The 18,438-nt window shown below is 44.9% G+C and carries 21 protein-coding genes; 16 read left to right on the top strand and 5 right to left on the bottom strand.

What is annotated here, in order from left to right:
- Positions 1 to 11 precede the first annotated feature (11 nt).
- From nagR to nagA, 3 genes are read right to left on the bottom strand one after another with little or no spacing between them, the layout of a single operon-like run.
- Entirely contained in the window at positions 12 to 743 is a 732-nt protein-coding gene (nagR, locus tag M0696_RS17735; protein WP_222142109.1) for an N-acetylglucosamine utilization transcriptional regulator NagR, read from the bottom strand.
- A 17-nt stretch (positions 744 to 760) separates the two neighbouring features.
- Complete coding sequence (gene nagB, locus M0696_RS17730; RefSeq protein WP_166847859.1) at positions 761 to 1,489, bottom strand: glucosamine-6-phosphate deaminase; 729 nt, start codon at positions 1,487 to 1,489, stop codon at positions 761 to 763.
- Positions 1,486 to 2,676 carry an N-acetylglucosamine-6-phosphate deacetylase gene (nagA, locus tag M0696_RS17725; RefSeq protein WP_166847862.1) on the bottom strand — a complete coding sequence of 397 codons (1,191 nt, stop codon included), beginning with the start codon at positions 2,674 to 2,676 and terminating at the stop codon, positions 1,486 to 1,488. Before nagA ends, nagB begins: the two co-directional genes overlap by 4 nt.
- A gap of 181 nt (positions 2,677 to 2,857) precedes the next feature.
- Here nagA and hprK point away from each other — a divergent pair, with 181 nt between their 5' ends.
- From hprK to hprF, 5 genes are read left to right on the top strand one after another with little or no spacing between them, the layout of a single operon-like run.
- Complete coding sequence (hprK, locus tag M0696_RS17720) at positions 2,858 to 3,790, top strand: HPr(Ser) kinase/phosphatase (protein ID WP_014115306.1); 933 nt, start codon at positions 2,858 to 2,860, stop codon at positions 3,788 to 3,790.
- 13 nt (positions 3,791 to 3,803) lie between these two features.
- Entirely contained in the window at positions 3,804 to 4,613 is an 810-nt protein-coding gene (gene lgt, locus M0696_RS17715) for a prolipoprotein diacylglyceryl transferase (RefSeq protein ID WP_166847865.1), read from the top strand.
- 23 nt (positions 4,614 to 4,636) lie between these two features.
- On the top strand, positions 4,637 to 5,575 hold the full coding sequence (locus M0696_RS17710; RefSeq protein ID WP_166847868.1) for a nucleoside recognition domain-containing protein: 939 nt from the start codon (positions 4,637 to 4,639) through the stop codon (positions 5,573 to 5,575).
- Positions 5,572 to 6,222, top strand: coding sequence for a pyrophosphatase PpaX (gene ppaX, locus M0696_RS17705; protein WP_222142108.1), 651 nt, complete (start codon positions 5,572 to 5,574; stop codon positions 6,220 to 6,222). Before M0696_RS17710 ends, ppaX begins: the two co-directional genes overlap by 4 nt.
- Before the next feature lie 3 nt (positions 6,223 to 6,225).
- Positions 6,226 to 6,744, top strand: a complete 519-nt coding sequence (hprF, locus tag M0696_RS17700; protein ID WP_166847873.1) for a heptaprenylglyceryl phosphate O-acetyltransferase — start codon at positions 6,226 to 6,228, stop codon at positions 6,742 to 6,744.
- Positions 6,745 to 6,766: 22 nt separating this feature from the next.
- Here hprF and pelC read toward each other — a convergent pair whose 3' ends face one another.
- On the bottom strand, positions 6,767 to 7,432 hold the full coding sequence (gene pelC / locus M0696_RS17695) for a pectate/pectin lyase PelC (protein WP_166847876.1): 666 nt from the start codon (positions 7,430 to 7,432) through the stop codon (positions 6,767 to 6,769).
- A gap of 257 nt (positions 7,433 to 7,689) precedes the next feature.
- Complete coding sequence (locus M0696_RS17690) at positions 7,690 to 8,439, bottom strand: C39 family peptidase (RefSeq protein WP_248602223.1); 750 nt, start codon at positions 8,437 to 8,439, stop codon at positions 7,690 to 7,692.
- Between the two features lie 250 nt (positions 8,440 to 8,689).
- Here M0696_RS17690 and M0696_RS17685 point away from each other — a divergent pair, with 250 nt between their 5' ends.
- From M0696_RS17685 to M0696_RS17635, 11 genes are all read left to right on the top strand, one after another.
- Positions 8,690 to 9,865 carry an ATP phosphoribosyltransferase regulatory subunit gene (locus M0696_RS17685; RefSeq protein ID WP_248602222.1) on the top strand — a complete coding sequence of 392 codons (1,176 nt, stop codon included), beginning with the start codon at positions 8,690 to 8,692 and terminating at the stop codon, positions 9,863 to 9,865.
- Positions 9,858 to 10,499 carry an ATP phosphoribosyltransferase gene (gene hisG, locus M0696_RS17680; protein WP_166847885.1) on the top strand — a complete coding sequence of 214 codons (642 nt, stop codon included), beginning with the start codon at positions 9,858 to 9,860 and terminating at the stop codon, positions 10,497 to 10,499. Before M0696_RS17685 ends, hisG begins: the two co-directional genes overlap by 8 nt.
- Entirely contained in the window at positions 10,496 to 11,779 is a 1,284-nt protein-coding gene (gene hisD, locus M0696_RS17675; protein WP_248602221.1) for a histidinol dehydrogenase, read from the top strand. Before hisG ends, hisD begins: the two co-directional genes overlap by 4 nt.
- Positions 11,776 to 12,360 (top strand): imidazoleglycerol-phosphate dehydratase HisB, encoded by a 585-nt coding sequence (gene hisB / locus M0696_RS17670; protein ID WP_040081703.1) that lies wholly within the window; start codon positions 11,776 to 11,778, stop codon positions 12,358 to 12,360. Before hisD ends, hisB begins: the two co-directional genes overlap by 4 nt.
- Positions 12,361 to 12,999 carry an imidazole glycerol phosphate synthase subunit HisH gene (gene hisH, locus M0696_RS17665; RefSeq protein ID WP_222142102.1) on the top strand — a complete coding sequence of 213 codons (639 nt, stop codon included), beginning with the start codon at positions 12,361 to 12,363 and terminating at the stop codon, positions 12,997 to 12,999.
- The gene (gene hisA / locus M0696_RS17660; RefSeq protein ID WP_222142101.1) at positions 12,996 to 13,733 is read left to right on the top strand and encodes a 1-(5-phosphoribosyl)-5-[(5-phosphoribosylamino)methylideneamino]imidazole-4-carboxamide isomerase; all 738 of its coding nucleotides are present in this window, start codon (positions 12,996 to 12,998) and stop codon (positions 13,731 to 13,733) included. The genes hisH and hisA overlap by 4 nt, the downstream gene beginning before the upstream one ends.
- On the top strand, positions 13,730 to 14,488 hold the full coding sequence (gene hisF / locus M0696_RS17655) for an imidazole glycerol phosphate synthase subunit HisF (RefSeq protein ID WP_248602220.1): 759 nt from the start codon (positions 13,730 to 13,732) through the stop codon (positions 14,486 to 14,488). Before hisA ends, hisF begins: the two co-directional genes overlap by 4 nt.
- Positions 14,485 to 15,108 (top strand): bifunctional phosphoribosyl-AMP cyclohydrolase/phosphoribosyl-ATP diphosphatase HisIE, encoded by a 624-nt coding sequence (gene hisIE, locus M0696_RS17650; RefSeq protein WP_248602219.1) that lies wholly within the window; start codon positions 14,485 to 14,487, stop codon positions 15,106 to 15,108. The genes hisF and hisIE overlap by 4 nt, the downstream gene beginning before the upstream one ends.
- A gap of 253 nt (positions 15,109 to 15,361) precedes the next feature.
- Positions 15,362 to 16,084 (top strand): lipoprotein YvcA, encoded by a 723-nt coding sequence (locus M0696_RS17645; RefSeq protein ID WP_222142098.1) that lies wholly within the window; start codon positions 15,362 to 15,364, stop codon positions 16,082 to 16,084.
- A 1-nt stretch (position 16,085) separates the two neighbouring features.
- Positions 16,086 to 18,032 (top strand): DUF6792 domain-containing protein, encoded by a 1,947-nt coding sequence (locus tag M0696_RS17640; RefSeq protein ID WP_248602218.1) that lies wholly within the window; start codon positions 16,086 to 16,088, stop codon positions 18,030 to 18,032.
- Positions 18,007 to 18,366, top strand: coding sequence for a hypothetical protein (locus tag M0696_RS17635; protein WP_166847908.1), 360 nt, complete (start codon positions 18,007 to 18,009; stop codon positions 18,364 to 18,366). Before M0696_RS17640 ends, M0696_RS17635 begins: the two co-directional genes overlap by 26 nt.
- The last annotated feature ends 72 nt before the right edge of the window (positions 18,367 to 18,438 follow it).

Raw genomic sequence — 18,438 nt, 5'->3', positions numbered from 1 at the left:
TGGAGATTTTTTTATGAAAGCCGATCCATGTAGTGGACAAATGTATAACGGTCGCCCCTGTATACAGATTTGGCATGTTCAAAAGCAGTTCCGTTCTGTAAATAGGTTGTTCGTTTGATTAACAGGACAGGTGCCCCTTTTTGAATGCCGAGAATGTTTGCTTCTTCAGATGTTGCAGCGCTTGGTTCAAGCTCCTGTTTTGCACGGGAAATGGGTATGCTGTTGTATCTTTCAATATGCTCGTAAATCGACGACTGAAAATGCGATTCGTTTAATTCACCCGCAAGCTCAAACGGAATATGTGAGGATTCGATCGCCATCGGAATATCATTTGCCAGCCGCACCCGAGTGATTTTATGGATAGGGGAGGGGTGCCCGCAGCCTAATATAGCGGCGAGCCTCTCCGTTGAATCAATAAGCTGGTAGTCAATGAGCCTGCTGCCCGGTGTCATCCCGCGGCTTTTCATATCCTCGGTAAAGCTTGTCAGCCCTTGGAGTGCTTGTTCCATTTTTGGCTTGCTGACAAAGGTGCCCCGACCTTTTAGGCGATAGAGAAAGCCTTCATTGACTAAATTAGAAAGAGCCTGGCGAACCGTCATCCGGCTGATCCCAAATTGTTCGGCATATTCACGCTCGGAGGGAAGAGGCATATCTGGCTGCAGCTCTCCGCTCTTAATTTGGGCTTTTAATTGCTCCATAATCTGATAATAAATAGGAATAGGCGATTGTTTATCGATATTCATAAGTCAGCATGTTCCTTTCAAGGCCTTAATGCCGCGGCTTCACGATCAATCAAAACCGTTACATCGGAATGCAAGTGCAAAGCAGATGCTGGGAAATCTTCACTTATGTCTCCTTCTAACAGCTTTTTCACAGCTTCTGCCTTGCTCTTGCCGGAAATAAGCAGCAGAATGCGCTTGCTTGAAAGAATCGTCTGGATTCCCATTGTGAGTGCTTTTTTCGGCACACTGTCTATTGAAGGGAAATATCTGGCATTCGCCTGGCGGGTTTGTTCATTTAAAGTCACAACGTGTGTTCGCGACTTGAAAGGCGTTCCCGGTTCGTTAAAGCCGATATGCCCGTTTCGGCCGATGCCGAGAAGCTGAATGTCAGTTCCGCCAAGGGATTCGACTACTTGTTCGTATCGTCTGCACTCGGCTTCCAGATCGTCTGCATTTCCATTCGGAATAAAGTGCCGGCTTGGAAGGCTGTCGATATGCTGAAAAAAACGGTTTTTCATATAGAAGTGATAGCTGTTCGGGTCATCGCTTGAAAGTCCGGCGTATTCATCCAAATTAACCGTGGTGACGTTTTTAAATGAGAGGTTCTCAGTTTGGTGCAGGCGGATCAGCTCGCGATATGTGCCTTCCGGTGTGCCGCCTGTTGCTAAACCGAGAACGGCGTCAGATTTTTCCTTGATTGTGTCTGCCGCTATTCTGGCTGCTTTTTGGCTTAGCTCTTCATATGTTTGACATTCCATTACTTTCATATGTGGTCAGCCTCCTTGGATATAAATGCAATGTTTCCACGGCAAATAGTGAGAATCACCTCGCACTCACTGCTGACAATTACAAGATCGGCATCTTTTCCCTCTGCCACACTGCCTTTTCGGTCAAAGATGCCCAGCTGTTTTGCCGCGTTTGCAGAAGTTATATTAGCTATATCCGTCCAAGAACAATTTGTAAACTCACGCATATGCCGTGCACCTTCGTTCATTTTGAGGATCGAACCGGCAAGTGTTCCGTCTGAAAGAAGAGCTGTTTTTCCTCTTACCGTCACACTCTGGCCGCCGAACTCATATACGCCGTCTTTCAGGCCTTTTGCCCTCATTGAATCGGTAATTAAAATGAGCTTGGTGCTGCCTTTTGCCAAGAAAGCAAGCTTAGCAGCTAAAGGATGGGAGTGGATGCCGTCGGCAATAAGCTCTGTCACAAACCCATCATGGGCAAGCGCTGTTCCGATCACCCCTGGCTCTCGGTGATGAAACGGGCTCATCGCGTTGTAAAGATGGGTCATATGGCTCGCGCCTGCTTTCGCGGCCTCCGACAGTAATGCGGAGTCGGCATCTGTGTGCCCCATTGAAGCGATAATGGATTCTTCTTTCAAATAGCGGATCAGTTCAAAATGCTGATCCTCTTCCGGCGCAAGTGTAACAATTTTGATCAGTCCGCCCGCCTCCTGCTGCCACTTTTTGAAAAGGGCAACATCCGATGGCCTAATCCATTCCTTTGGCTGCGCTCCGGCTCTTTTAGGTGAAACAAAGGGGCCCTCTAAATGAATGCCGAGCAGTTCCGCACCTAATAAAGAGGATTCCTCAGCTGCTTTCCAATCTCTAGCATTCACCAAAGCTTGAGAAATGTGCCCATGTTCCTGAGTAATCGTTGTTGCTAAAAAGCTCGTCGTGCCTTCTTCGGGCAGTCTTGACGACATGGTGTCTAGGGCTGAAAAGCTTGAATCCATTGTATCTGCGCCATAGCCGCCGTGAATATGAATGTCAATCATCCCGGGAAGCAAGACGGAATCTGCCGGTGCTTGAATCTCTTTTGAATAAGACTCTTTAGGCCGTTCTGTTGAGACTGTGCTGATTTTTCCCTCATTGATTCCGACATAGCCATTTTTGATTACTTCATTTTCTGTCACGATCGCGATGCCTTTGATAAGAAGACTTTCTGCCATAAATGATCCGCCTTTCTGGAATATGAATACATTTATTTTACTCCTTTTCAGACTAGTGATCTAGACCAGCCAAGGCGTTTTCCTGTCTTTTATAAAATCTGTTTTAGGTTCAAGCCCGAAAGTGATAAAATGAAATTATTGTGAGCAAGCTCGGGGCAGCCCGGAACAGGAGGAACATATCGTGGCAAAGGTTCGCACAAAAGACGTAATGGAACAGTTCAATTTGGAATTAATCAGCGGAGAAGAAGGAGTTAACCGCCCGATTACTATGAGTGACCTATCAAGACCAGGCATTGAAATTGCCGGATATTTTACATATTACCCGAGAGAGCGCGTGCAGCTTCTCGGGAAAACAGAGCTTTCTTTCTTTGAACAGCTGCCGGAAGAGGATAAAAAGCAGCGAATGGATTCTCTGTGCACGGATGTAACACCAGCTATTATTCTCTCTAGAGATATGCCTATCCCGCAGGAGCTGATTGATGCTTCTGAGAAAAACGGCGTGCCTGTCCTCAGATCGCCGCTGAAAACGACAAGGCTGTCAAGCCGGTTGACCAACTTCCTTGAGAGCAGACTTGCGCCAACCACAGCCATTCACGGTGTGCTTGTGGATATCTACGGTGTCGGCGTACTGATCACAGGAAAAAGCGGCGTCGGGAAAAGTGAAACCGCGCTGGAGCTTGTAAAAAGGGGGCACCGCCTTGTTGCCGATGACTGCGTTGAAATTCGGCAGGAGGATCAGGATACCCTTGTCGGAAACGCCCCTGAATTAATTGAGCATCTTCTTGAAATCAGAGGGCTTGGCATTATCAACGTGATGACGCTGTTTGGTGCCGGTGCGGTCAGAAGCAATAAACGAATTACGATTGTCATGAATCTTGAGCTTTGGGAGCAGGGGAAGCAATACGATCGTCTCGGGCTTGAGGAAGAAACCATGAAAATCATTGATACAGAAATTACAAAACTGACGATTCCTGTCCGTCCAGGCCGAAATCTCGCAGTCATCATCGAAGTGGCAGCAATGAACTTCAGATTGAAGCGGATGGGGCTGAACGCCGCGGAGCAATTTACCAATAAGCTGGCGGATGTCATTGAAGACAGTGAACAAGACGAATAGGAGTTGGCGTTAAATGAATGAAGCGATAGAACCACTAAATCCGATAGCTTTTCAGCTAGGGCCGTTGGCCGTCCATTGGTACGGAATCATTATCGGTCTCGGCGCTTTGCTTGGGCTTTGGATTGCGATGAGGGAAAGTGAGAAACGGGGGCTGCAGAAAGATACGTTTATCGATCTTGTCCTGTTTGCCATTCCGATTGCGATTATTTGCGCACGAATTTATTACGTTGCATTTGAATGGGATTATTATGCGGCACATCCCGGAGAAATCATTAAGATTTGGAAGGGTGGCATTGCCATTCACGGCGGATTGATCGGCGCCATTTTAACAGGCTATGTGTTTTCAAGAGTGAAAAACCTTTCGTTCTGGAAGCTTGCGGATATTGCCGCGCCAAGCATTTTACTCGGCCAGGCGATCGGCCGCTGGGGAAACTTCATGAATCAGGAAGCGCACGGCGAGGCAGTCAGCAGAGCCTTTTTAGAAAGCCTGCACCTGCCTGAATTTATCATCAATCAAATGTACATTAATGGACAATATTATCACCCTACTTTTTTATATGAATCACTATGGAGCTTTGTCGGCGTCATCATTTTGCTGTTTTTGCGCAAAGCAAATTTGCGTAGAGGCGAGATGTTCTTGATCTATATCATTTGGTATTCAATCGGAAGATACTTCATTGAAGGAATGCGGACTGACAGCTTAATGCTGACTGATGCACTTCGCATCGCTCAGGTGATTTCGATCATATTGATTGTTTTGGCTGTGGCAGCCATCATCTTCAGACGAGTCAAGGGATACTCGAAGGAGCGGTACGCGGAGTAGACGTCAACAAAGGGGGATGAGGGATGAAGAAGATCTTTCTGGCCGGTCTTTCGGCGGGTCTTCAAACAACATGGACACTCGGCAAAGTCATTTTCCCGGTAACACTATTGGTTACTTTGCTTCAGCATACGCCAGTCATGGATTGGCTGATACGCCTGATCACACCGGTTATGGGCCTTTTTGGGCTTTCAGGTGAAGCGGCCATTCCGCTTGTGCTGGGAAATATGCTGAATCTGTATGCCGGCATTGCCGGGATTTTGACATTGGATTTATCTGTGAAGGAAGTCTTTATTTTAGCTGTAATGCTTTCATTCTGTCATAACTTGATTATCGAATCGACAGTTGCCGCAAAGGTCGGCATCAGAATTGGCGTTATATTGGCGGTGCGCATCGGTTTGGCCGCTGTGTCAGCAATCGTCATCAACCTCATTTGGCATGGCGGACAGGAAACGGCGCAGTACGGTTTTATCACCGCGAAGAATGCAGCGCCTGACGGCTGGCTGGCAATGCTGGCCGAGGCTTTAACGAAAGCCGGACTTGGCGTTTTACAGCTTGCAGCAATAGTGATCCCGCTGATGATCATCATTCAGTTCTTAAGAGATTTAGGTTGGCTGCATCGGTTTTCCAGATGGCTGTCGCCGTTTACACAGCTGCTTGGCATGAATAAAAATACGTCCATGACGATGGTGGCAGGACTGACGATCGGTTTGGCCTACGGAGCGGGTGTTATGATCAAAGCTGTTGAGGATGACGGCGTGAGCAGACGAGATATGACATTGGCCTTTATTTTTCTTGTTGCCTGCCACGCGGTCGTAGAAGATACACTTGTCTTTATTCCGCTCGGCATACCGGTCTGGCCCCTTCTTCTGATTCGTGTCACTACCGCAGTATTGCTGACAATGGCTATTGCGCATACATGGAAAAAATGGAAACCCTCAGCGGTTGGAAAGGAAGCAATATGAGTGACAAACAAGTAACGACGATTCTGTTTGATTTAGATGGAACCCTTATTAATACGAATGAATTAATTATCGCGTCCTTTTTGCATACACTGGAGCATTATTACCCGAGCAAGTATAAACGAGAAGACGTTCTAGCGTTTATCGGGCCGTCTCTTTTTGACACATTCTCCTCGATGGACGCAGATAAATGCGATGATATGATCGCCATGTACAGAGCGTACAATCATGACATGCATGATACACTCGTGACTGAATATGAAACGGTGTATGAAACCCTGGATGCATTAAAAAAAGCCGGCTTTAAATTAGGGATTGTGACAACGAAATTAAGAGATACTGTCAATATGGGCCTCAAGCTGACAGGAATCGGTGAATTCTTTGAAACGGTCGTCACCCTTGATGATGTAACGAAGGCAAAGCCAGATCCCGAGCCTGTGCTTTTAGCGCTAAAACAGTTAGGAAGCGAACCGGCTGAAGCCATTATGGTCGGAGATAATTACCACGATGTGCTGGCAGGGAAAAATGCTGGAACAAAAACGGCCGGAGTCGCATGGACGATTAAAGGGCCCGAAACACTGATGAAGCATGAGCCTGATTATATGCTTGAGAAAATGAGTGATCTATTACAAATCGTTGGAGTGAAGTAATCTGTGAGAAAAACAGATCGTCATCCGGTCTCGGGGGCTAACTCACTGTGGCATGTCTATCAAACGGTGCCTTTTTTAAAGGTTGTCAAAAATTTCATTGTCATTCAAATTGCAAGATACACACCGTTTATAGGGATGAAAAACTGGCTGTACCGTACATTTCTGCGGATGAAGGTTGGAAAGCAGGCATCCTTTGCCCTCATGGTGATGCCGGATATTATGTTTCCGGAAAAGATCTCAGTAGGGACAAATACAATTGTCGGGTACAATACGACCATTTTGGCCCATGAGTATTTGATTCAGGAATATCGGATCGGCAAAGTCCTGATCGGAGACGAAGTGATGATCGGAGCCAACACGACCATTCTGCCCGGGGTTGAAATAGGGAATGGCGCAGTTGTGTCCGCCGGAACACTTGTCCATAAAGATGTGCCTGCCGGCGCATTTGTCGGCGGAAATCCGATGAGAATCATCTATACGAAGGAAGAAATGCAAGAAAGATTGAGAAAGCCCGCTGAATAAACATCAGCGGACTTTTTTTGTATTAAAATGGAGTATTGTTGTTTTCGTAAATATGCTGAACGCCAATCCATTTTTGGCCAACATTGGAGTAGCGTGTATTTGTCATTCTGACCGTGCTTGTTTTGCTGTCTGTCCGGAATATCGCTTCTTTCATGTTCGTGATGGTGCACTTGTCAATGATCACATCAACGTGGAAGGTTGAACCGCCAAGCTGTCTAATGAACTTTCCGCCATTGTCCGCCGAGAAATTTTTCACTGTGAATGTGCTGGCTTTATTAATTTGAAAAATCTTATCTGACGCTTTTTGGGCAGAGCCGCCGTCGATGGTCACTTTTCCTTCCTTCTTCACCGTTAACGCATCCTCGCCAACATCTTCCCACTTCACATTCTGAATGTTAACGTTTCCATAAGTGTGCACGCCATCAGCAGCAGGTGCGCCGAGCACCACATTTTTCAGAGTTGCTCCATCCTCCACACGAAAAACAGGTTTTTGGTTTTCGGACTGGCTTCCGTCACCTAATTCTTTCCCTGCTACAAACCGCTGTCCCTTCCCGTCATATGTTGTATTTTTTGGTACGATAATTGTTTCGTGAACCACTTTGTCAGCTGCAAAAGCAGTTGATGTTTGAATCTGGCTGAAACCCATAACCAAACTGAACATAAATAGGATAGACACGATTTTTTTCAATGATAAAATCCTCCCCCGGATTGTTTAATTTTTTTGTAAGAGAAGCCTCAGCGACTTGCACCGGCTTCTCTCACATAGATCGGGGCAAGGCTGAATCTGCTTTAATCATAAAAACAGATAGCCTGAAAGTAAAGATAATTTTGGATGGAAAATGGAAAATGAATCGATATTACCGATTGAAACAAAAAGCGTGAATATTGTCGTATTTGCTCAGGGTAGAGCATAGGCACTGTAAAAGCGAACAGTTTTTCAGCAGCTTACTTTTGAATCACGACCGCTTGGCTGCCCATTTGTTCCCACGCTTTTTCAAAGCTCGTTCTGTCAGTTTTTCTGTTCTTGTAGCCATACGGATCATTGAGATACACGTATTTTTCATCGTATCCTGTAACGGCGACACTGTGTTCACTGTACGTGATATCTATCGTTCCGTTTGGCGTTTTCCATGTTTGCATGTTGTCAACTGGCGTAAAGTTTGCGGTTGTAATGACCCAAACAGGATTGCCTTTCTCAAGCTGTTCATAAACAGCAGAAATGCTTTTGCCAGTCAGGTCAGACACTTTGTCTCCGGCATAGGCTTTCGCCAGCTGATAGATTGGTCCATGGTAGACACCGAGACCCGGTCCATTCGCCATATCCCCGACAAATCCGTCATTCGGATCACCTTTTAATCCGCTGCTGTATGTCAACGGCACTGTGGTTATCTGGTTAGCCAATGTGTTTTTTGTCACATTGTATCCCGCGTAATTCAGCACCATAGCAAGACTTGTAACTTCACAGCCGTTATAGAGCCGAGGCGCGTCCATCTGATTGTAAAGGACAACATCCAGCGGTTCTGCGCTTCCTTTCAGCGCCTTTTTACTGTTCGCAGCTGTTTCCGATTCTTTTTCAGCGTCTTTTTTATCGCTATTGAAAAAAGGGATATCTATATCTTTTGCATCTATTTTAAGTCCGAAAAAAATGACGCCTGAAAGAATAATCAGTACACATAGAGTTCGCAGTGTTTTCATCTTTATCTCCTTGTTCTCTATTTGACTTGTATTATAGCATGCCAAACATAAAGAATTTGAGATATTACGTACCTTTAATCATTTATTCATGATTTTTTCATAATTAGGAGGAGGACATTTGAATGAAAAATATCCTGACTAAAGTTAAGCATTGATTTTCGTTCTTTCATCTGCTAACATATTATCATGTTAGCGAACTAAAGGATTCGGAATTTTCCTTCATACATTGGCAACGGAGGTGCTCGGGTTAATGTTTATGTTTGAAAAACCGCACGGCATGAGAGATACACTGCCCGGTTTATACAAAACGAAAAAAAAGGTGAGACAATCGTTAACCGATTTGATCGATAAATGGGGATATCAATTTATGGAAACGCCGACACTGGAATTTTACGATACCGTCGGCGTGCAGTCTGCGATTGAAGAACAGCAGCTGTTCAAGCTTCTTGATCAGGACGGAAAGACATTGGTGCTTCGCCCGGATATGACAGGACCGATTGCAAGGGTGGCGGCATCAAAGCTTCTGAAACACGATCATCCGCTCAGAGTCGGCTATGCGGCAAATGTATTCAGGGCTCAGGAACGCGAAGGCGGACGTCCCGCCGAATTTGAGCAGGTCGGAGTGGAATTAATCGGTGACGGCACAACTAGTGCGGATGCGGAGGTCATTGCTTTAGTCATCGGTGCGTTAAAAAACGCCGGGCTGTCTTCCTTTAAAATTGCTATCGGCCATGCCGGCATAGCGGATGCTCTGTTTGTTGAGGTGCTCGGAAACGTTGAACGTGCTGATGTGCTGCGGAGGTTTTTATACGAGAAGAATTCCGTCGGCTACAGAGAACATGTTAAATCTCTCCCGCTTTCCTCCATTGATAAAAGCAGGCTGCTTGAGCTTCTTGAATTGCGGGGCGGCATAGAAGTATGCGGACGTGCTGAGGAAATCGTCGATTCTGCGCAAGGAAAAAGCGTGGTTGATGAGCTGAAGGCGCTATGGGACATTCTTGAGGATTACGGATGTACGGAAAATGTCCGCCTGGATTTGAATATGGTCAGCCACATGAGCTATTACACAGGGATTTTATTTGAGGTGTACGCCGAAAATGTCGGCTTTGTCATTGGAAGCGGAGGCCGTTACAACAAGCTTCTTGGCTATTTTGATTCACCCGCGCCGGCAACAGGCTTCGGGCTTCGGATCGACCGGCTGATTGAAGCGCTTCATATAAAAGGCGAACCTTGTGAAATAGATGCTGTCATTTTCAGCAAAGAGCAGCGGGCGCAAGCCATCGCTTATGCAAATGAAGAACGTATGAAAGGGAACAAAGTGGTTCTTCAAGATTTATCGGGAATTGAAAATATCGATCAGATGACAAAATCTTTTGCAAACGTCACCTATTTTATCGGTGCCAGAAAGGAAGAGCAAAATGGGTAAGTTACTCACAATGGCGATGCCGAAGGGCCGGATATTTGAAGAAGCAGCAGGATTGCTGCGCCAGGCGGGCTATAAGCTCCCAGAGGAGTTTGAAGATTCAAGAAAACTGATCATCGACGTGCCGGAGGAAAATCTTCGTTTCATATTAGCTAAGCCGATGGACGTGACCACATATGTGGAGCATGGCGTGGCGGATGTCGGAATTGCTGGCAAGGATGTCATGCTGGAAGAGGAACGTGATGTGTATGAGGTGCTGGATTTAAAGATCAGCAAATGCCACTTGGCAGTCGCCGGACTTCCGAATACAGACTGGAGCGGCGTAGCGCCGAGAATCGCGACAAAGTATCCGAATGTGGCTTCCAGTTATTTTAGAGAGCAGGGAGAACAAGTCGAAATCATTAAGCTCAACGGTTCAATCGAGCTGGCCCCGCTCATTGGGCTTGCAGACCGGATTGTGGACATCGTTTCCACAGGTCAGACGCTGAAAGAAAACGGGCTTGTTGAAACGGAACACATTTGTGACATTACTTCTCGTTTTATCGTCAACCCGGTAAGCTATCGCATGAAAGACGATGTGATTGACGAAATGGCATCCCGCTTAGCTCTCGTTGTGGAAGGAGAAACGGCAAAATGAAAATCAAAACCATCAGCGGCGCTGAACGGCTTTCTCTCAAGCGGTCCATTGATGCCGGAACGGAAAGGCAAAGAAAAACAGTCCGATCCATTATTGACGATGTCAAAGCAAATGGTGATCAGGCGGTCCGCAGCTATACAGCGAGATTTGACGGCATCGAAATCGACAGCCCGCTGGTCACAAAAGAAGAAATTGAGGAAGCATACACTTTGCTGGATTCACAGCTGCTTCAGGTGATGAGGCAGGCAATCGAAAATATTAGGGAATATCACGAAAGACAGCTGCAATCCTCATGGTTTTATCACAGAAAGGACGGCACAATGCTGGGGCAGAAAGTGACGGCGCTTGATTCCGCTGGCGTATATGTGCCCGGGGGAACGGCTGCATATCCTTCATCTGTTTTGATGAATGTCATTCCGGCGCTGACAGCGGGTGTGGAAAGAATCGTCCTTGTGACGCCTCCGGGAAGAGACGGACAGCTGTCCCCAGGGGTTTTAGTCGCTGCTGCCGAGCTCGGCATCAAAGATTTTTACAAAATGGGCGGCGCTCAGGCGATTGCGGCGCTGGCGTACGGAACCGAAACCATCGAGCCGGTGGATAAAATTACAGGCCCGGGAAACATTTATGTCGCGCTTGCCAAACGAGAGGTGTTCGGCGATGTCGATATTGATATGATTGCCGGACCGAGTGAAATCGTCGTCCTGGCTGATGAAACAGCTATACCGAGGGAAATTGCAGCTGACCTGCTGTCACAGGCGGAACACGATAAGCTCAGCTCATGTGTGTTTGTCACGGATTCCATGGCTCTGGCCGAGGCGGTTTCAGCAGAGGTGAACGAGCAGCTGAAAACCTTGCCGCGAAGAGAAATAGCGGAAGCTTCAGTGGGTGATTACGGTTGTATCTATGTGGCGGAAACAATGGATGAAGCGATTGATACTGTCAATACGCTCGCACCGGAGCATTTAGAAATCATCACACAGTCTCCCGAAGCTTTGCTTGGCAGCATCAAACATGCGGGTGCGATTTTCTTAGGCAGATACAGCCCAGAGCCTGTCGGAGATTATTTTGCCGGACCGAATCATGTGCTTCCGACAAATGGGACAGCGAGATTTTCAAGTCCATTAAACGTAACGGATTTTCAAAAGAAATCGAGCATTATTTCTTACAGCCAAACAGCCTTTGAAGAACATGCCGAAAGCATCGCGGCTTTTGCCAGACTTGAAGGATTAGAAGCGCATGCCAGATCAATTGAATCGAGAGAACGGAGGAATTCAAAATGAGAAAAGCGGAACGCGCCAGAAAAACTAACGAAACAGATATTGAGCTGGCATTCGCAATAGACGGTGAGGGACAGGCTGATATCAAAACAGACGTACCGTTTATGACGCACATGCTGGATTTATTCACGAAACATGGCCAATTTGATCTTTCGATTAACGCAAAAGGCGATGTTGATATAGATGATCACCACACGACTGAAGACATCGGCATTTGCTTAGGGCAGGCGCTGCTCGAAGCATTGGGCGATAAAAAAGGAATCAAACGCTATGGATCGGCATTTGTACCGATGGATGAGGCGCTTGCTCAAGTCGTCATAGATTTAAGCAATCGGCCGCACTTGGAAATGCGCGCGGACTTCCCTGCAGCTAAAGTCGGAACATTTGATACGGAGCTTGTACATGAATTTTTGTGGAAGCTGGCGCTTGAAGCACGTATGAACCTGCATGTCATCGTTCATTACGGCACAAACACCCACCACATGATTGAAGCTGTTTTTAAAGCGCTGGGACGTGCGCTTGATGAAGCGACTATGATCGATCCGCGTGTTAAAGGGATACCATCAACGAAAGGGATGCTGTAAATGATCGGCGTGATAGATTACGGAATGGGCAATTTATACAGTGTCTCAAAGGCGCTTGAGCGTGTCGGCGTGCCGTATTTTGTTTCTGAAAAGCCGGAGGAGCTGAAAGAAGCTGATGCCTTTATTTTGCCGGGAGTCGGTTCATTTGGAGACGCGATGGACAATTTGCGCAGCTCGAAGCTTGATCAATTGATTCACGATATGGTCTCAGAGAGGCGCTTGCTGCTCGGTATCTGTTTAGGCATGCAGCTTTTATTTGAGCAAAGTGAAGAAAACGGCACCGCGTCAGGACTTGGGCTGTTAAAAGGAAAAGCGGTCAGGCTGAAAGCAGAAGATGAGGAAGGAAACAAGCTGAAGGTTCCGCATATGGGCTGGAATCGCCTTTCCTTTCATACCGAATCCCCGCTGTTGGCTCAAACAGATGAAGGCTATGCTTATTTCGTGCATTCGTATTACATTGACGGGATGGAGGAGGCCGCGCTTTTGGCAAGCGCTGATTATGGTGTGCGAGTGCCTGCTGTAGTCGGAAAAGGAAACGTCTTCGGCGCCCAGTTCCATCCGGAAAAAAGCAGCACGGTCGGAATGTCCATCTTAACCCAATTCACGAAAATGGCAGCAGAACAGAAGGTGAAAAAATGAGTGCTTTTACATTATATCCGGCAATTGATATGAGAAATGGCAAATGTGTCCGCCTTGTTCAAGGAGATTATAATAAGGAAACAATATACGGCGATTCACCATACGACATGGCCTCGTTATTTGCGAGTGAGGGTGCCGAATGGATCCATCTCGTTGATCTCGACGGCGCCAAAGAAGGGAAAAGGGTAAATCACCGCCATGTGATCGAAATTTCGCAAAAGCTGGACTTAAAAGTGGAAATCGGCGGCGGGATCCGTTCTGAAAGTGACGTCTATGAATACTTATCAGCAGGAGTCGATCGAGTGATTCTGGGAAGCTCAGCTGTTTCTAACCCTCCGTTTGTAAAAAAAATGCTGAAACAATATGGCGGGAAAATTGCAATCGGATTGGATGCGAGAAACGGCTTTGTTTCAACAGAGGGATGGCTGGAAACATCAAGCATTAAGGCCGCTGAACTCGGCAAAGAGCTTGCCAATGAAGGAGCGGAAGTCTTTATTTTTACTGACATCGCGACAGACGGGATGCTGTCAGGCCCAAATATTGAAAGCACGGTCGAGCTTGCTAGGGAAACGGGGAAATCTGTGATTGCTTCCGGCGGAGTCAGTTCCGTAGCGGATCTCGAAGCCCTCGCCCGCTATCAGGCGGACGGCGTTTCTGGAGCGATCATCGGAAAAGCGTTGTATACCAATCAGTTTACGTTGAGCCAGGCGCTTGAAAGGGTGAAGCGCAAATGATCACAAAACGGATTATTCCATGTCTTGATGTCAAAGAAGGACGCGTTGTCAAAGGAATTCAATTTCTCGAATTAAAGGATGCCGGTGACCCTGTTGAACTGGCGGAAGCGTACGATCAGGAAGGCGCGGATGAACTGGTTTTTCTTGATATTTCCGCTTCGCATGAAGGACGAAAAACGATGGTGGACGTTGTGGAGCAGGTTGCCGCGAAGCTTGCGATTCCGTTTACAGTCGGCGGCGGCATCAATCAGCTTAACGATATGAAAACGATTCTGCGTGCCGGCGCAGATAAAGTTTCTGTGAACACAGCAGCTGTTCTCCGGCCTGAGCTGATTACAGAAGGAGCCGAGTTTTTCGGCTCTCAATGTATCGTACTTGCCATCGATGCCAAGTATGACCAGGAATCTGGCACATATAAGGTCTACACGCACGGCGGCAGAAAGAAAACAGATTGGGAAGTCACTGCATGGGCAGCAGAAGGCGTCAAACGCGGAGCAGGAGAAATATTGCTGACAAGCATGGACTCTGACGGTGAGAAAAAAGGCTTTGACCACAGGCTGACAAAGCTTGTTTCTGAAGCTGTCCCCGTACCTGTTATCGCCTCGGGAGGAGCGGGAAACGCGCAGCATATGCTTGAGGCTTTTACAAAAGGGGAAGCCGAAGCCGCGCTGGCCGCCTCTATTTTTCATTATAAAGAAACATCAATTAAAGAAGTGAAATCATACTTGAAAGAACACGGGGTGAATGTGAGATGAAACGGGCAGATGAACTGCGATTTAATGAGGACGGATTAATTCCTGCCATCGTACAGGATGCGGCAAGCAAAGAAGTGTTGACACTTGCCTATATGAACAAGGAATCGTACGAAAAAACGCTGGAAACGAAAGAAACATGGTTTTACAGCCGCTCGCGCCAAGAGCTATGGCATAAAGGTGAAACCTCAGGGAACACACAAGCCGTTAAGGGTATCCGATATGACTGCGACCAAGACGCGCTGATCGTGCTCGTAGAACCATCCGGCCCGGCATGCCACACTGGCAGCTACAGCTGTTTTACAAAGGAACAGACAGAAGAACAGGCTGCAGGCCGTTTTGACATCATGAACGAGCTTGAGCGCGTGATCGCGGAACGCCAAGCGGAAAAGCCTGAAGGAGCTTACACCACTTACCTTTTCCGAGAAGGCGTCGATAAGATTTTGAAAAAAGTTGGTGAAGAAGCATCTGAAGTCATCATCGCCGCGAAGAACCGAGACCACGAGGAACTTAAATGGGAAGCGGCAGACCTGCTGTATCACCTGCTTGTCCTGCTCAGAGAACAAGCATTGCCGCTGGATGATGTGCTTGATGTATTGAAAAAACGCCATTCTGAAAAGTAATTGGAAAGAGCCGTATGATAAACGGCTCTTTTTGTTTCGGGAAAAAAGTAATAGGTATTTAAGATGATATGAGATGTTTTGCATGATTAGTTAATAAAAGGAGATCAAAACCAAGTCGGATTTCCTATTTATCCAAATTCCGCCATGATGTAACATGGAAAAGGATAAATTAATCACTCATTAACTAGGTCAATAGAATTATTTTTAGTATGAAAATAGAATATTATTCTCACAAAACCCGTGGAGGTTCGTAATGAAAAAGATCATCTTTATTTGCTTCAGCTTATTACTAGCCCTGACAGGAGGATGCAGTATGAATGACAATGAAAAAAACAGCACAAATGACACTAAAACAGAAGCCGTAAAACCAAAAGACATGGATCCGAAAGACCTGCCGCAAGTTCCTGCGTTTCAGGATGAGAAAACGAGAGCGTACATGGTGTCAACGAAAGAAGAGGAGCCGGGGTATTATTTGCTTGAGTCTAAGCTTAAAGGGTTTAGGATGTTGTTTCCGGAGGACGGGGAATACGTACCTGATATTTCCGGCACAAGAGACAATGAAGAAACAATAGTATTTGATAGTTTTAATAAAAAAACTAACATTCAATATGATGGTCAACTGGATTATCATCAAGACAAAAGTTTTGCAAATGACAAGGATACAATGCTTGACATCGTAAGCGGAAGAAACGGTTATAAAGGAAAATACGGAGAAAGAGAGCTATCTGATAAAATTGTATATTCTGCTCAAAAGAAAAGTGTTTTTGATGACGTAGACGGAAAGAATAATTATTCTTATAGATTTTTTGGCTATGTTAAATCTACCAAAAAGGATTATCTAGGAATAGAATATTCCTTTAGATTTGCTTGTTATAAAGATGAGGAACCTTGTTCATTAAAAGAAGAAGCAGCCAGACAAAAAGTTCAAAAAATAATAGACTCCATTACCTTTTTAAAAGTTAAAAAGGAGAAATAGAATGGAAAACAAAAATATATTTGAAAATGAAAATGTGAAACTCCGTTTAATTAACTTAGAATACGATTATAAAGAAAAATTTGCTTCTGATAATGAGCATGAAACAAAGAAGGCTAAAGCCGATTTTGAAGCTGAGGTCCGAAGAATTTACAAAGAAGAAACACATCAAGAGCTTCCGAAAAACGTGGAAATATATACATCAAATGAACTTGTTAAGAAAAATTCAAATGTGGATACATCAATAAGAGAATCCGGATATGATGGTACAGCAATTTATATTAAGGATGACAAACAACACATTAATCAACTTCATATTATTTCAGAGGGTAGTGCAGATAATGAGGACTGGTCATACAATTTCTTCGGTCTCTTTTTAGGGATAGATGACAGCCAGTATCAAGCGACAAAAGAGTTTACAAGAAATGCAAAAAAAGAAACAAAGGATTCTAATGATTTAAAGACCTTTGCTATGGGTCACTCACTGGCTAATAATAATCAGGTGATGGTTCAATTAATTGATGGGGAATTTGATGAAGTTTATGGAGTTAACGGAGCTCAAATAAGTGTTGATCACCTATTAGCAACTGATTTGAATTTGAGAGATAAGATAATGCATAAATTTCATATTAGACGCTTAAAAGATATTAATGATATCCCATCAGAAAAGCTAAAAAAAGAAATTCAAAAATATTATGAAGACAAAGGCGTAACAGCAAACATCACTCAGCGGATCTCAAAAGATGACCCGCTGTACGGTGCGAGCGGCAAGGCGGACTTCATTACATTCGGCGATATGAAGATGGCAGATACAAATACAAGTGTAGAAGGCATCCGAAACATTATGGATGGGATCCCTGATGAAGACGTGAGAGCGATTCGAAAATTCCTTCAAAAATATAAGGATGACTATGAAAAAGGCGGCTTGGACGGTTTTGTAAAGGCAGCAAGCGGGATTGACATAGAGCTGATAGATAAAGTGAAATACACAGATGGTGTATTAGCAAAAGCGAATGTCATTTATGAAAACTTTGATGATGTTAAGCAAATGTATGGCCGAATTAAAGAGAATTTGCCAGCGTTTTTAGGTTTTCTCCATACCTTATTGGGAAACAGCGGACCGGTCGTAGATCAGCTAGCTGAAAATGGGTATATCGATGAAACGCAAAAGAAAGTGATCAAAAAAGAATTAACGAATATTAATGCTAGTATGCGAGGCATAGAATCACGGTACGAACATTTCATTGACCACCTAAAGCATGGCCAATTTACACATGCTTTAAAAAACGTTGGTGAAATAGTAGAGTACGTGAAATCTATTTTGTCCTCTGTAGAAACACTCGACACAGAAACAAAAGAAGCATTAAAACTCATCGTCGACGGCCACAGCATCGTTCAAATGCTGAACGCATTATCAAAGGAAAAAGGCTTCAGCTATAAAGGCTCCGATATTTACTTTACAGGGAAGAGCGGATCGGGAGAAACGATTAAAGTCAATATCTCATCCGCTGTCAGAATCTATCAAAACGGTATGAAGATCGTTGAAGATATGGAAGATGCGATTTCTAAGTACCAGAAGGTTTACAGTCAGGAAATCGATGAAGACTTTGCAGACAAAAAACAGGCAATCATCACAGCTATTCATCATATGGAAGAAAATCCTTCGCATTATGCCTTCGATCTTCAATTCCGGCTTGCAGCCGGTTTCAGCCACACATTCGATAAATTGGAGAAAATCTCAGTTCATGAATCGTTGCACACAGGTGCGCTCCCTGCTAATGATGGAATTGTTGCTGAATTAAAAAAACAGACAACAGAAAAAAGAGATTTTATCAAAAGCATCCGTGAGAGTATTGAAAAGCTGTTTGAAAAAGAAGAAATGATTTCTCAATTATTTGATTCCAGCCTTAGGAGGAATATGAAGAGTGACTTCCTTATTTTCAGAAAGTGAAACAGAAATTGTATCAACCACCTATATGTTTCTTACCCAAGACGAAATGAAAGGGAAAGCGGGCAGCCTCAATAAACCGATCAACGACATTCTCAACCAGACAAAGAAATTCGAGTCTTCGCTAAAAGAGGAGATCAAAGGACAAAAAGGGCTGATTGTAAAAAAAATAAAAGAAGAGCTTGAATCGAAAAGCGAAAAACAAAAAGCCGCACTTCAAATGATAAAAGAAGAACATACTGCAAAAGTTAACAGGTACAAAATGATAATTGAAGACCTGCGAAAGCAGGACGTGACATTGACTTACAGAAAAAAGAAACCTGTTCAAGATGTCTAGTATAAAAAATCTCCTATTCAAACAGTGGGTAGGAGATTTTTATTTTCATCACAGCAAAAATATACTGAAAAA

It is taken from the genome of Bacillus rugosus, from assembly GCF_023238245.1.
Taxonomy (GTDB): domain Bacteria; phylum Bacillota; class Bacilli; order Bacillales; family Bacillaceae; genus Bacillus; species Bacillus rugosus.
This window is presented reverse-complemented; position numbering and strand designations above follow the sequence as displayed.